Raw genomic sequence first — 14,155 nt, forward strand, 5'->3', positions numbered from 1 at the left:
ATCATTCAAACTGGGAGAATACAGTATAAGGGACAAACGCAAACAGGCACCAGCTAAAAAACAGCTGGTGCCTATTTGGCGTTCGATGAAACCGTACAATACTTTTCCGATTTGTAAACAAAAAATGTCTCTCTAAATTACTTATCGCAAAACGATGATAAATGGCAGTTTGATTCAGCGGAGCTTATTGACGGGAGGGGACGTTCAAATACCTATCTGTCCCTTAAAGAAATCATGCACCGTATGAATAAAAACAAAAATGCCTCCTCATATTAAAAGAGAGGGGATGTGTCACATGATAAAAAGTATCTCTACTTTTCAAGCGACAATGGTGCTGATTCTATCTATTGGGTTGATGAACCATGTTATCGTTTTGCCTTCACTGCTTGGGGCATCCGGAAGAGATTCATGGATCAGCACTTTAGTCACCGGGATGCTTTTTCTATTATGGCTTCCCATGGTTTATTGGATCATAAATAAAACAAAACAACAGCATATCATAGGTTGGCTTCATACTCACAGTCACCCGCTCGCCGCCTGGTCCATAAAAATCCTTCTTTTCTTCTATCTTTTATTAAATTTGTTTGTCACTTTATTTAGCACATTTTCCTGGGTAAACAGTACTTATATGATTCAAACGCCAGAATATATATTATTTATACCTTTCATCATCCTATGTTTTATTGCTGCCGAGGCTGGAATCAAAACAATAGCCATTGCCGGAGGATTGGTTTTGCCCCTTGTTGTGGCACTTGGATTTATGATAATGACGGCAAATATACAGTATAAGGATTACTCCTTGCTTTTCCCTATTTTTGAAAATGGAGTTGCACCTGTTTGGGACGGGGTCGTAATACTAAGTGGAGGTTTTACAGAGATATTTCTTCTCGTTTTGATTCAACAGTTTGTAAAGACAGAAATAAAGTTCAGGAGTTTACTTTTTTTAAGTTTATTTCTTTTGTTTATCAGTATGGGACCTATAATAGGCTCCATTACAGAGTTTGGTCCGGTACAGGCTGCAAAAATCAGCAATCCTGCATACGCTCAATGGCGGTTACTAACCATGGGTAAGTATTTGAACCGCCTGGATTTTTTATCAATATACCAATGGCTTTCAGGTGCATTTATCCGAGTATCGTTATCGATATTCCTAATGGGTGAACTGTTTCAAATTAAATCAAAGAAAATAAAAAATATTGTATTGCTTGCTATATCAGTCTCCTTAATCATTGCGCTTTGTATACCAATCGACATTCCAGCATACAGGGATTTTACGGAACGATATTATTTTAAATTGAGTGTGATTAGCATTTTGGTTATAACCTTTTTCATTAACATAGTCATTTTTTTGAAAGAAAGGGTGAAAAAGAATGGAGCCTCTATTGAACAAGGCAAATAAGGGGAGTTCTTCGGAGATCCAACTAAAAACGGAGTATTTCAATGAATTATTCGGAATGAGCTCGGATGTAAAATTCAAAAAGCATACCATTACATCTGAAGAGAAAACAGATCCACCCCTTATTTGTACTTTGATTTATTCAGAGGTGTTGGTCGATGTCAAAAAATTGTGGGAATCAGTAGCACGGCTTGAAGGTAATGTATTCATAAACTCTAGACTGAAGGAAGAAGATGTTATAGAGGATCCTCAAGACGAATTTAAAGTCAGCAGGGTTTTCCCTTCCTCCACTAAAAAAGAAGATGTGGAGGAAAACGTATTTTCCGGGATGGTTCTGATGCTATTTGAAGAATTGGAATTATTATTTATGTTTTCCCTACCAAGCATCCCGAATCGAAGTCCCGAAGAAACAAGTAGTGAAATTTCCATCCGAGGTCCACGTGATGGATTTATTGAAGATATCTCTGTTAATTTAGGGTTGATCAGAAAAAGATATAAAACCGCAACACTCGAAAATCAAACATTTACCATTGGGAAAAGAAGCAAGACAAAAATCAATTTATTATATGTGAAGGATGTTGTTAATCCAGAAACTATTGAACAGGTAAAGAGGAAAATCACTTCAATAAACACTGATGTCTTGTTGGGAACCACTGAACTTGAAGAATTTTTATCAGGCAGTAAGTTCAACCTGATCCCGTTTTTTGATTACACGGGAAGGCCGGATTATGCTGTAGCCAGTTTAAATAATGGGCGCTTTGCCATTTTAGTGGATGGGTCACCAACTGCCTTAATTGGACCAGGTAATATTACACTCTTGTTAAAAGCCGCGGAAGATCGTCATACTCCATCTTACTATACAAATTTCGAATATTTCTTTCGCATTATCGGTCTAGTGATATCCATATTTCTACCAGGTTTTTATATAGCACTAATATCATTTCAATTAGACCAGCTCCCCTTCCCATTCTTGGCGACGATAACCGTATCTAGATTTGGGTTGCCTATATCACCTCAACAAGAGGCCTTCTTGATTTTGGGTTTATTTGAGTTGTTTCGAGAGGCAGGGATCACACTCCCAAAAGCAATCGGTCAATCACTGGCTGTTGTGGGTGGCTTAATTATAGGGGATGCGGCAATTAGGGGCGGGATTACATCCCCGACGATGTTGGTGGTGGCAGGTACCACTGCTGTAGCCACCTATACATTAATCAATCAATCTTTAGGTGGAATTGTAAGCATGGCCAGGTTTTTTGTATTATTTCTCTCTTCTGTTTTAGGTTTATTCGGATTCTTTCTCGGTGTTTTCTCCATTGTCCTTTATTTATCAAGGCTGCAGATTTATGGTTTACCCTACTTAGCGCCTATATCACCACTATCCTTGAAAGATCTTCTAGGGGGCGGTGTCTTTGTGAAGCCATATCTCTTTAGAAAGAAACGAGCCGAAATGCTGAAAACTAAGGACAGAACAAAAGGAAATCGCTAATGAAAATGATCCTTAGAATTATACTATTTGTATTGAGCCTTGCTCTTTTAAGTGGCTGCTGGGATACCAAGGATATTCAAGATATTCAATATATAAGTGCAATGGGAATAGATTATCAAAATGGTCAGTATGTCATTTATGTGCAGGTGACGTCTTTTGCCGGTGTGGCTAAACAAGAAGGCTTGGAACCAAAACCAACACCTGTTTGGGTCGCCAAAGGACGCGGGAAAACAATGAATGAGGCCATGAATGACATTTATAAAAGGTCAAACCAGTATATTTATTGGGCTCATGTTAAATTGATCATTTTCTCTGAAAGCTTACTAAAACATGGATTGGACAACGTAAACGACCCCATTTTAAGATTTCAGCAAATTAGGGAAACAACTTGGTTATATGGAACCGATGATTCTTTAGAAAAGATTCTTTTTGTCAATAGTCTATTCGGCTCATCAGTGCAAACAAGCATTTTCAATCCGAAGGATATTTATAAATTAAGATCCTTTGTCGAACCCATCCGGATCCAAAGATTTTATACGCAAAATTATGAAACAGGAATGACAATAAAACTACCGAAGATTTCGTTGAAAACTGAGGTATGGAAAGCAAAAGAAAAAACACAGAACACCGTAAAACTATCAGGGGCCTATTTTATTAAAAATAATCAGCTAAAGGGGGAGATAGCAAATAAACATCTTGGGGGGATGAGATGGTTAACAAAAAAAACGGTAAGGTCCCCAATTGGAATAAAAATCAACAACAACAAAAATGTTCAAATATCTCTAATGAGGCCAAAATTCAATATAAAGCCTATCTATGTAAATGATACAGTCGAATTCGATATTTCAATTGAAGTAGAAGGTGCCGTAACGGATATGGAAGAAAACATCTCCTTACCCCACCTTAAAGAAAAAATAAAGAGGGCATTAGAGAAAGAAATTAGGCATACGTACAAATATGCTCTTGAAAAAAATATAGACATCTATAATTTAGAAGGAGTTATCTACAGAAAGGATTTGAAAAAATGGAAAGAAGTATCCAAAGAGGGTTTTAGCCTTAATGAAGAATCCATTCGTAATATTCATGTGGATATTGCTATTAAAATAACAGGCGATTATAAATATGAGTACATGAATTGATACCTACAGAAGTGGATCGCAGGCTGCCATGACAGAATCTTTCTTCAAAGTCGTTTCCAATGATTATGATATGGCAGCCTCTGTAAATGATATATTCAACAACTAACTATGTAAGGATTTATTTTGCCTTACATACCGATTAAAGTAAATCAGATTTTACTTTAAAAGACCAAAACGAAATCCATAGACTACGACTTGTGTGCGGTTCTTGGCTTTAAACTTTGTCATTAAACAGCTTACATAATCCCTTATAGTATGCTCGCTTAATTGCAATAATTCGGCCATCTTTTTATTGTTATACCCCTCTGCAAGCAAATTTAAAATCATGGATTCCCGTTCCGTCAATTGTAGATCGGTATCAATGGAAACCTCATCATCCTTTCTTGATAAATATAAACCTAACCGTTTTCCGACCTGTTCAAGTAAAGTCAGTTCATCTTTTGAATAATCGAATTCCTCTCCTAATTGATCAAAGGTCAGCCAGCCGAAAACTTGCTGGTCATGAACAATCGGCACAAATATGACAGATGAAAGATTAAACAACGTTATATGTTCCTTTTTAATATAATGATTGGGATTCTTTAAAAATACAGGCTTTTTTGAATTGAAAACAAAGGATTGCTTTAAGCTGAGTTGTCCTCTCATGCTTTGAACCTTGGGCAGTTCCAATCCAATGGTGCCGTAAAATTGATTGGACCAAGGAATATAAGCATAAAAAACACATCTTTTATAGTGAAAGAACTCTTCACATTTTTTTAGGATATGAGCAAAATCCTTAATTCCTGATGAGTTAATTAGAAGCTCATCTAACTGGTCTAATAGTTTCAGCCTTTTAAGCTCAGCATTTTCTTCGTGGGTTTTTGAAAGTTGCGTTGGTTCGACAACCATCCATTTGTTATAGCTATGGATGAGATGAGAGAAAATGGATAATAAGAACATTAAAATGGAAATGGTATGGGCATGTTTCAGGTTGGACATTAAGGTAACGATGGACTTCTCAAAGATCAATCGGAACATGCTGAAATGGTTCACATTTAAAATGGGTAGATGTGATTGAAGCCAAGTTTCCAGATACTTATCGTATGTTTCATTTATGTCTTCGATTTTTGGAGCGGATAAAAATAGTAGAAATGATTCCAGTAATGTTTGTATCACCTTACGTTCATTTTCTAATATAAGGGGCTCAAGATTCAAATAAATATTGATGTTTTCTTCAATTTGTTTGTTATGGCTTTTTATGAATAATATGAATTGCTGAAACGATATCTCTTCATAAGCATGAGAGGGCTGGGTCATACGAGTCTCTTCTCCTTAAACGAAATACCCCTATATAAGGGGGATACTTACCCTATTATTATACAGCATATTATAGGATAGTATTTCAAATTACGAGGAGTAAAATAAAGGCATAGACAGACAATGAAGCTTTTTTAGCGGCATTCCATTTAAAGGGATGGACAATTGTTAAAGTCAGCTTTATTTACTTGAATAGGAATACTAGTCTAGCGAGAACCTCTAAGGATGGCAGTATCAGAAAATAAGTAAAGGAGATCTGGTGAAATCATGAGACTTGAAAATAAGGTGGCAATCATTACTGGCGGGGGTACAGGAATCGGGAAAGAAACAGCTTTGCTATTTGCTAGGGAAGGAGCAAAAATCGTCATAACAGACATTAACCAGGATTCCGGTGATCAAGTTGTAAAAGACATTCAGTCAATCGGCGGAGAGGCCCTATTCATTCGTCATGATGTCAGCAATGAAGAAGATTGGAAAAAGGTTGCTAAGGTAACAATCGATACTTTTGATAAGGCGGATGTTCTGTTCAACAATGCGGGTATTTATATCATTAAACCGGTTGCGGAGATTGAACTGGAGGAGTGGAATCGTCTCATGTCGATTAACGTGACCGGCGTATTCTTGGGAATGAAGCATATTATGTCACTGATGGCGAAACAAAATAAAGGTTCAGTCATAAACGCTTCTTCCATTGCAGGCTTGATTGGAGCCCCTGGTCATGTTTTATACGGTGCAAGCAAGGGAGCGGTCCGGACAATGACTAAAGATGCTGCCATCGAGTTTGCTTCAAAAGGAGTCCGTGTAAACTCGATCCATCCAGGATATATCGATACCGGGATGGCGGACTATGCATCTGAACAAACGGGCAGTACAAAAGATGAATTGGGTAAAGAATTCCCGTTGGGACATCTGGGCAGCGTCAACAATGTGGCGAATACAGTGCTTTTCATTGCCTCGGACGAATCCTCCTATACGACGGGTGCCGAATTTGTGATAGATGGCGGAGCAACTGCTCGCTAAAATCCCTATCATTCTAGCGGAAATAAGAAACCAAAACTAAGGAGTGTTTATATATGAGATTGGAAAATAAAGTGGCGATCGTAACTGGGGGAGCAAGCGGGATTGGAGCAAGTACGGCTCAATTATTTGCAGAAGAAGGAGCAAAGGTGGTCATTGCCGATTTTGCTGATCATGGACAAGCTGTGTCAGAAGAGTTAAATGGAAAAGGGTATGATACTCTTTTTGTTAAAACTGACGTGACGAATGAAAATGACGTCAAGAATATGATCGAAGAGACGGTTAACAAATATGGAAAACTGGATATCATGTTCGCAAACGCAGGGATTGCAAGAGACGGAAACATTCATGAGTTAAGCTATGAGCAATGGCAAAAAACAATTGATATTAATTTATCCGGTGTCTTCCTATCCGATAAATATGCGATAGAGCAAATGCAAAAACAATCTACTGGCGGCGCCATTGTCAATACAGGCTCCATCCATAGCCATGCAGGGAAACCGGGGGTAACAGCCTATTCTTCTGCGAAAGGCGGGGTCAAACTATTAACACAAACGTTAGGTTCGACTTATGCCAAAGATGGCATTCGTGTCAATGCAGTTTGCCCAGGATATATTGATACACCACTTATTGCGGAAGCACAAGGTGAGATTAGACAAGGTTTGATCGATTTACATCCAATCGGCCGTTTAGGCAGAGCGGAGGAAGTGGCGAAAGCCGTTCTCTTCCTTGCAAGTGACGATGCATCATTTGTTACAGGCACAAGCCTTATTGTCGACGGCGGTTATACAGCAGTGTAATAAGGGCAAGTTTAATGATTATTCGCTGGTTCTCTCAAACAGTCAAATTCGTTTGATGTGATATTTACATGTAATATAAAAACCTCCAGTATGATTGGTGTCCGTATACACCAATCATACTGGAGGTTTTTTTTTTCATATAATGAAAAATCTAAATTCTAAAGTCCTCACTTTTTAGGTGCAAATATTCTATGTGAAAAGAGGAGTAATGTCCCTACTTGGACAAATATGGTAATTATCATATTACATATAGTTTTTCTCTTAGCAACTCAGTCAGTTATTTTATATAATACTTCCTTTACAGAAATTCCTATTCCTCGACGGAGAAATGATCAAAGACAAATTGTTTAAATTGTCGAACTGCAGGTGATAAATATCTTCCCTCGACCCAAGAAACTCCAATTACCCGTTGGCACTTGGGCCATTGAACACGTATTTGCGATATTTCACTTTGATCTGTCCCTTTCAGATTCGGTAGAATTGAGATTCCCAGCCCGGCAGCAACAAGCCCTGCTACGGTGTTTGCTTCCTCTCCTTCAAATGTAATATTAGGTGTAATCCCTACTTCCTCAAACAATTGCTCGACAGTTATGCGGAGGGAATATCCTTTTTTTAAAAGAATAAACGATTCTGCTGCTATTTCTTCTAACGTGATACTTTCATAATTAGCGAATTTATGGCCTTTAGGGACTATAACAAAGAGTTCCTCCGTCCAAAGTTGCGCCCATTGGATTGGCGCTTTCATTCCCATAGGCGCAATTAGACAAAGATCCAATTCTCCTAATTGTAACTGCTCAAGAAGAGTATGGGATGGGCTTTGTGTGAGTTGAAAATTGATTTTTGGATATTGCATACGAAAAGAAGCGATTAAATCTGGAATAAGATTCGTGCTCAACGTGTGTAGAAAACCAAGCGAAACTTGTCCCTGCTCTGGCTCGAGCAACTCATGAATTTCTTGTTTACCTTTATGGAATTCCTTCATCATGCCATCCACACTCTTTAAAAAGATGTGACCATATTGATTTAATCTAATCGAACGTCCTTGACGTTCAAATAATGGAACACCTATTTCATCCTCAAATCGAGCAATAGATCGGCTGAGGGCAGACTGGGTGATTGATAACGCTTCTGCCGCACGCGTCACGTGTTGCATACGTGCTAGAGTTTGGAAGTATTCAAACTGTTGCCATTCCATTCTTAGACACCTCTTTCATAAATCAGTTCATTCATTCCATATAATCATTAAAACAATTATTATTATGAATTATACATCATAAGATATCGGTGGTAACATAAAATTCAAGAACAGAATTTTGTTAAAAGGAATGATTTTTTATGCAACATTTATGGCATAGGTTGATTGTATTATGAGTTATATTCGACACGGTACACCAGTCTTTCGCAAAACTAGCTTTGCTTTCTTTGCGGCTGGTTTCAATACATTTGCTATTCTTTACTGTGTGCAGCCTTTAATGCCAGAGTTTTCTAGAGAGTTTAGTATTTCTCCAACTACTGCAAGTCTGTCACTTTCGGTCACAACAATAGCTCTAGCCATCAGCATGCTGGTTTTTGGTTCTTTGTCTGAAGTATGGGGACGTAAGCCCATCATGGTTATTTCTATGCTCGTTGCTTCTGTGCTTTGTATTCTTACAGCATTCAGCCCTAATTTTCATCTCTTACTGGCGTTTCGAACTATGGTAGGAATTGCATTGGCTGGCCTGCCCTCCATTGCAATGGCCTATCTTGGAGAAGAAATAGAGCCTAAAAGCCTTGGAACCGCAATGGGTCTGTATATCAGTGGCAATGCAATTGGCGCTGTGTGTGGTAGAATTATCTCTGGTATGCTGAGCGACTACCTTGGTTGGCATATAGCAATAGGCGGAATCGGTCTAATAAGCTTAGTGGCCACCCTGATTTTTTGGATTAGCTTACCTCCTTCGCAAAATTTCCAACCTCGTAAATTAGAGATTGGAAGGTTAGGGAAATCATTAATTGACCATCTCAAGGATCCAGAATTACTTTGCTTATATACGATGGGATTTTTGCTGTTAGGAAGTAATGCAGCATTGTTCAATTATATTGGTTATGTATTAATTGCCCACCCTTATTCATTAAGTCAAACGTTAGTAAGCTGGATATTTATAGTTATGATTATTGGAATGTTTAGTTCTGCCTGGACAGGGAAATTGGTAGATCGACACGGTAAGCAAAAAATATTAATCATTAATCTTTTGATTGCGTTCGTCGGAGTCTGTTTAACTTTGGATTCTGATTTGTTTATGAAGATAATAGGACTTGGATTGTTTACTTTTGGATTCTTTGCTGGTCATTCGATTGCTAGTAGTTGGGTCGGACAACGTGCTTCACATAACAAGGCACAAGCATCTTCATTATATCTATTTCTTTACTACGCTGGATCGAGTGTAGGTGGAACAGTCGGGGGTGTGTTTTGGTCCATATTCGGATGGGGTGGACTAATCAGCATGATTGCGGGATTATTATTACTTGCCCTAATACTTTCGGTATACCTTTCAAAGCGTCAATACCGATACAAACATTATGATGTTTTAAGACCTCAGAACCCAGTGAAACAAACCTCGCGTAACCCGTGAATCGGCCGCAAAGACTTTAACAACAATTTATACAAGTAAAGACTTTAATTATAAAAATTCACAATAAATAAAGGAGAGTACATATTAGCCTTGTATAATATGTACTCTCCTTTTATCTTTTAAACTAAACCAGCTAAGAATAACCCAAACATACATTCAACGAATGTAATACATATTCGTCTCCTTTCCGAGTACGAAATAGAACTGTATTAGTCGTTTCAAATTAGCAATCCAAACATGATTTTGTTATTACTTTTTGCAGGTAATTTGTTCTCGGCACTGGATCGTTTCGCTAAGAAAAAGGTTTAAGTGTTTGAAATGTATATCAGTTTTTATTTTCAAATGTTCTGCAATTAATCTAAGTTTTTATTAATGTATAACTTTGGTAAAATTAGATTATTAAAATAACCAATGTTCTTAGGGAGGAAGCAAATGAAAGTAAAAAAAATACATCATGTAGCAATAATTTGTTCCGATTATGAAAAATCAAAAAACTTCTATGTAAATATTTTAGGGTGTGATATTGAGAAGGAAACATATCGGACAGAAAGGAAATCGTATAAATTGGATCTAATGGTCGGAGGGGAATATCAGTTGGAATTGTTCTCATTTCCTGATAGCCCCCATCGTCCAAGTTATCCTGAAGCAAGAGGGCTTAGACATCTTGCTTTTGAAGTGGAAGATATTAATCAAGCGATTGAAGATCTAGAAAAAGAAAACATTCCAGTCGAACCTATCCGTGTTGATGAGTTAACAGGAAAAAGGTTTACTTTTTTTTGTGATCCGGATGATTTGCCTCTTGAAATATATGAAAAATAGCAATTACTAGCTTAGCTCGGTTGATGAGAGAGCTTTAAGACATAAGTTTGATGGGGGGGAACTTCAAGAATTGAAGATGATTTCAATAGATGAATGGATGATTTAAAGAGGTCACTAATGCCAATTAAACGATGAGGATTCCTATGATATGTCGATACTATTAAATTTATCTCCACATGTATTCCATATTTCGATGATAGCTGAAATAATCACCAGCTATAATATCGGTAGATCGGTTATTTAAATATGTCAGGAGATAAAAAAATGAATGTTTACAAATTTACACTGTTGATACTTTTAACGACATTTTTAATGGGTTCTTCTTTTGCAGTAGTTAAAATGGGTCTGCCTTATTCATCCCCATTATTATTAGCAGCATTACGCTTCACACTTGCCGGATTCATAATGGCGATGATCGTAATCTTTTTAAAAAGACCGCATCCAAACTCTAGAGGGAGTTGGATAAAAATGCTTATTATCGGCACTTTTCAAACAGCCGGAGTAATGGGGTGCATTTTCCTGAGTTTACGCACTATTACAGCAAGTGAATCCTCAATTCTTACATTCACGAACCCGTTACTTGTTGTTGTATTCGGTACTATCTTTTCACAAACACGCTATAAACTATATCAATGGATTGGAGTTTCATTAGGATTAGTTGGAGTAATTATAACGATGGGAGCTCAACTTGAATTTAAGGTTGGTATTCTTTTCGGCATTCTTTCTGCTGTTTTCTGGGCCATTTCCACTTTATTGGCGAAAAAATGGGGAGCGATTTCCGATACTTGGGTATTATCTGCCTATCAGATGCTTTTTGGTGGTTTACTGCTTTTACTTGGCAGCTTTATTCTTGAAAAACCATTTTTCATAATGAATGGTAATTCGTTGTTCATTTTATTATGGTTAAGTATCATGTCATCAATCGTACAATTCGCTGTTTGGTATTACCTTTTACAAAAGTGTGATCCAGGAAAAACAAGTGCCTTTTTATTTTTGGCACCTTTCTTCGGAGTATTATCAGGGTGGGCACTATTAGGTGAACCGATATACACTTCACTTCTAATTGGCGGACTGTTTATTATCATTGGCATCTATCTTGTAAATGGAAATTTCCAAAAGGGAAATAAATTTGTTAAAAGAGCTTTATAGTAATCGTATGGATTGCCCTTAGCTGCTAAAGACAGAAATTCCCTCATGGTGCAAAAGAAAAGAGCCCTTTTCTTTTGCACCATGAGGGATCGTTAAATTATACCTCTATACAAAAAACTTCTTTAAATCCTTCTTTCCCTTTAGGTGTTACTTTTACTGCGCGAATAGACGGAACACGGACTATCCAGCCTAAATCAAATAAATGTGTAAGGAGCCCATTTCCTAAAGTACCGCCAAGATGATGGTGACGTTCACTCCAGTCTAAACATGAGTGGGAAAATGAACGGCGTTTTCTTCTTAAATCAAGTAAATCGATGCCGAATTCAGAAAAAAAATGATCTCCTTTGGGTGTAACTGTAAACTCTCTCTCTTCTTTTTCCAAATATCCGGCTTTCAACATCGATTCGGTTAATTGGACTCCTAGTTTTCCTGCCAAATGATCATAGCAAGTTCTGGCTTCCTGAAGCATTTTGACTTGGCTTGATTGTTTTAACGACCGAACTTCAGGAGGTGGAGAAATGGCAAGCAATGATTCTAAAATGCGCGCAATTTCTCCATTTGCTAGCTGATAGTAACGATGTCGTCCGTGTTTTTCAACTTTAACAAGGTTACCTTCCACTAGTTTAGATAGGTGAAAGCTGGCGGTTTGAGGTGTTATTACAGCCATCATTGCTAATTCACCTGCCGTATGAAAACGCCCATCCAGTAAACTTGCAAGTATCGTTGCACGTGATGTTTCCCCAAGGAGGGAGGCTATCTCCACCATATTTGGATTTATACTCAAAATAGTTACCAACCTTTCTACCGATATTTTAGTTAATTTTAGTTTGAATAAGCTGAACGCAAAGTAAATAGCATTTTAAAATATGAAAACTTATTTTTCTATTATACAGTACCGCTGCCCTGGTGATATTCTGTATATTCACGATTCCCGCTTTGAAACGGTTATTTTCCGCGTTAATTATTTCTTATTTCATGGCTTGTACTTCCTTTTTAATATCTTATAAAGCTTTCTATAAATATGTACAGGGCTTAACAGGTACATTACCTGATAAAGAAACATCCGAAATAATGGCTGAAGCTCTGAAAATTCTTTAAGGATGGATATGGTCATTTTAGAATCTACAGGGCATTACCATTCTACCGTTATTCAATATCTGGAGGAACAAGGGATTCTATATATCTTATTAAATCCGATTATTTCTCATCAGGGAAATACCTCCATTTTATGGAAGGGAAAAACATACGCAATGATGCGAACCAGTTGTCTGTGCTGCATTACAAAGGTGAACCTCATAAAATTAGAGAAATTCAGCTTTTAGACTTTCGTAATTTGTTAAGACAACAGGAAATCATAACGAATATGCTTGTGGAAGCTAAACAGAAGAAAGACAGTCTATCCTTTGGATAAGCGTTTTTTAATGAAGTATATTCTTTGTGAACTAGGCATACATTCTTACATGTTCACTAACAGGAAAAGTTCCTTAATAGTCTTGGAATAAATATCGGTGAATAGTCCCTTTTGTCGAATTTAGTAGTCAAATAGGAGGGAATGAAGAGTATGAAAATATCAGACGTTGGATTTAAAAGTCAAGTTTTTGGATTTATAAAGTTCACACCCTTTGTGGAAAGTTTCTTGTCCGGAGATTTATATATGAATAATTTCAAAAAGTATATTGATATGGAAAGTGCTTCGGGAGAAAAAGGTGTAGGAGACAAATTTGAAGCAGCACATGTTTTTACGGAATTAACAATGAATTTCTTTACTCAAGATACCCATGAATTAATAATGTCGGGGCGAACTAAAAAAATGAACTTCAGAAAAAATATAAATGAAAAAAGACCATTATATTGTATGTTTGCAATTGTCGGCGATATGTTAAAAGTGGTTAAGGAGGATGAAAAGTATTACTATACCAAATTTGATTTACCTAATGAACAAATCGATAAAATGATCAGGGAGTTCGGAGATAGCTTGATTTTTGTTACCCCATCGCAATTTATTGACAGAATCACTAGAACACTCAATGAAAAAGGTTATGCTTACAGAGGAGGCTTGGTAAAATATGATGATTATAACATCAATTCCTCAGCTAGGATGAGCTCTTATAAAAATCAAGGGACTGATATTTATTTTTGGAAAGATAAATATTTTGAAAATCAATATGAATATCGCATAGTCCTCACAGATCAAGAAGTTGATGAAGCATTAATTGTGAATGTAGGTGATATTTCAGACATTAGTACTATATTTAATGCAAATGAATTTTTCAGTGATAAATTTGAAATAAGATTACGAAAGAAAGGAAATCTAAGCATCCATTAAATTGGGTGCTTTTTATTTGCAGGAGGGATAATGAAAATATAGAACTTTTTAAAGAATTAAATAGAAGATTTAAATTAACCGGAAATTCTAGGATTATCGCATCCACCTGGTTAAG

Annotated in this window: 12 protein-coding genes; 9 read left to right on the forward strand and 3 right to left on the reverse strand. The window is 36.9% G+C overall.

Translation table 11 applies throughout. The annotated features are described in order from the left end of the window. Window positions 1-295: 295 nt before the first annotated feature. Genes NYE63_RS09700 through NYE63_RS09710 form a run of 3 tightly spaced genes read left to right on the forward strand, consistent with a single transcriptional unit; the run spans window position 296 to window position 4,021 of the window. The gene (locus NYE63_RS09700; RefSeq protein ID WP_342604951.1) at window positions 296-1,399 is read left to right on the forward strand and encodes an endospore germination permease; all 1,104 of its coding nucleotides are present in this window, start codon (window positions 296-298) and stop codon (window positions 1,397-1,399) included. Beyond that, the gene (locus NYE63_RS09705; protein ID WP_342604952.1) at window positions 1,371-2,882 is read left to right on the forward strand and encodes a spore germination protein; all 1,512 of its coding nucleotides are present in this window, start codon (window positions 1,371-1,373) and stop codon (window positions 2,880-2,882) included. The genes NYE63_RS09700 and NYE63_RS09705 overlap by 29 nt, the downstream gene beginning before the upstream one ends. Continuing rightward, entirely contained in the window at window positions 2,882-4,021 is a 1,140-nt protein-coding gene (locus NYE63_RS09710) for a Ger(x)C family spore germination protein (protein WP_342604953.1), read from the forward strand. The genes NYE63_RS09705 and NYE63_RS09710 overlap by 1 nt, the downstream gene beginning before the upstream one ends. A gap of 156 nt (window positions 4,022-4,177) precedes the next feature. On the opposite strand, the gene NYE63_RS09715 is transcribed toward NYE63_RS09710, so the two are convergent. Continuing rightward, the gene (locus NYE63_RS09715; protein ID WP_342604954.1) at window positions 4,178-5,317 is read right to left on the reverse strand and encodes a LuxR C-terminal-related transcriptional regulator; all 1,140 of its coding nucleotides are present in this window, start codon (window positions 5,315-5,317) and stop codon (window positions 4,178-4,180) included. A gap of 267 nt (window positions 5,318-5,584) precedes the next feature. On the opposite strand from NYE63_RS09715, the gene NYE63_RS09720 reads away from it, so the two are divergent. Next, entirely contained in the window at window positions 5,585-6,337 is a 753-nt protein-coding gene (locus NYE63_RS09720; protein WP_342604955.1) for a glucose 1-dehydrogenase, read from the forward strand. A gap of 53 nt (window positions 6,338-6,390) precedes the next feature. Beyond that, window positions 6,391-7,134, forward strand: a complete 744-nt coding sequence (locus tag NYE63_RS09725; RefSeq protein WP_342604956.1) for a glucose 1-dehydrogenase — start codon at window positions 6,391-6,393, stop codon at window positions 7,132-7,134. Window positions 7,135-7,444: 310 nt separating this feature from the next. Here NYE63_RS09725 and NYE63_RS09730 read toward each other — a convergent pair whose 3' ends face one another. Then, window positions 7,445-8,329, reverse strand: a complete 885-nt coding sequence (locus NYE63_RS09730; RefSeq protein ID WP_342604957.1) for a LysR family transcriptional regulator — start codon at window positions 8,327-8,329, stop codon at window positions 7,445-7,447. A 172-nt stretch (window positions 8,330-8,501) separates the two neighbouring features. Between NYE63_RS09730 and NYE63_RS09735 the strand changes: the two genes are divergently transcribed. The 3 genes from NYE63_RS09735 (at window position 8,502) to NYE63_RS09745 (ending at window position 11,714) form a co-directional block, all read left to right on the forward strand. Beyond that, on the forward strand, window positions 8,502-9,746 hold the full coding sequence (locus tag NYE63_RS09735) for an MFS transporter (RefSeq protein WP_342604958.1): 1,245 nt from the start codon (window positions 8,502-8,504) through the stop codon (window positions 9,744-9,746). 432 nt (window positions 9,747-10,178) lie between these two features. Further along, the gene (locus NYE63_RS09740; protein WP_144479630.1) at window positions 10,179-10,565 is read left to right on the forward strand and encodes a VOC family protein; all 387 of its coding nucleotides are present in this window, start codon (window positions 10,179-10,181) and stop codon (window positions 10,563-10,565) included. Window positions 10,566-10,829: 264 nt separating this feature from the next. Next, window positions 10,830-11,714 carry a DMT family transporter gene (locus NYE63_RS09745; RefSeq protein WP_342604959.1) on the forward strand — a complete coding sequence of 295 codons (885 nt, stop codon included), beginning with the start codon at window positions 10,830-10,832 and terminating at the stop codon, window positions 11,712-11,714. Between the two features lie 97 nt (window positions 11,715-11,811). Here NYE63_RS09745 and NYE63_RS09750 read toward each other — a convergent pair whose 3' ends face one another. Beyond that, complete coding sequence (locus NYE63_RS09750; RefSeq protein WP_342604960.1) at window positions 11,812-12,498, reverse strand: helix-turn-helix transcriptional regulator; 687 nt, start codon at window positions 12,496-12,498, stop codon at window positions 11,812-11,814. Window positions 12,499-13,275: 777 nt separating this feature from the next. On the opposite strand from NYE63_RS09750, the gene NYE63_RS09755 reads away from it, so the two are divergent. Continuing rightward, window positions 13,276-14,040, forward strand: a complete 765-nt coding sequence (locus tag NYE63_RS09755; RefSeq protein WP_342604961.1) for a hypothetical protein — start codon at window positions 13,276-13,278, stop codon at window positions 14,038-14,040. Window positions 14,041-14,155: the final 115 nt, after the last annotated feature.

The sequence above is a fragment of the Peribacillus sp. FSL E2-0159 genome, from assembly GCF_038643155.1.
Classification (GTDB): Bacteria; Bacillota; Bacilli; order Bacillales; family DSM-1321; genus Peribacillus; species Peribacillus simplex.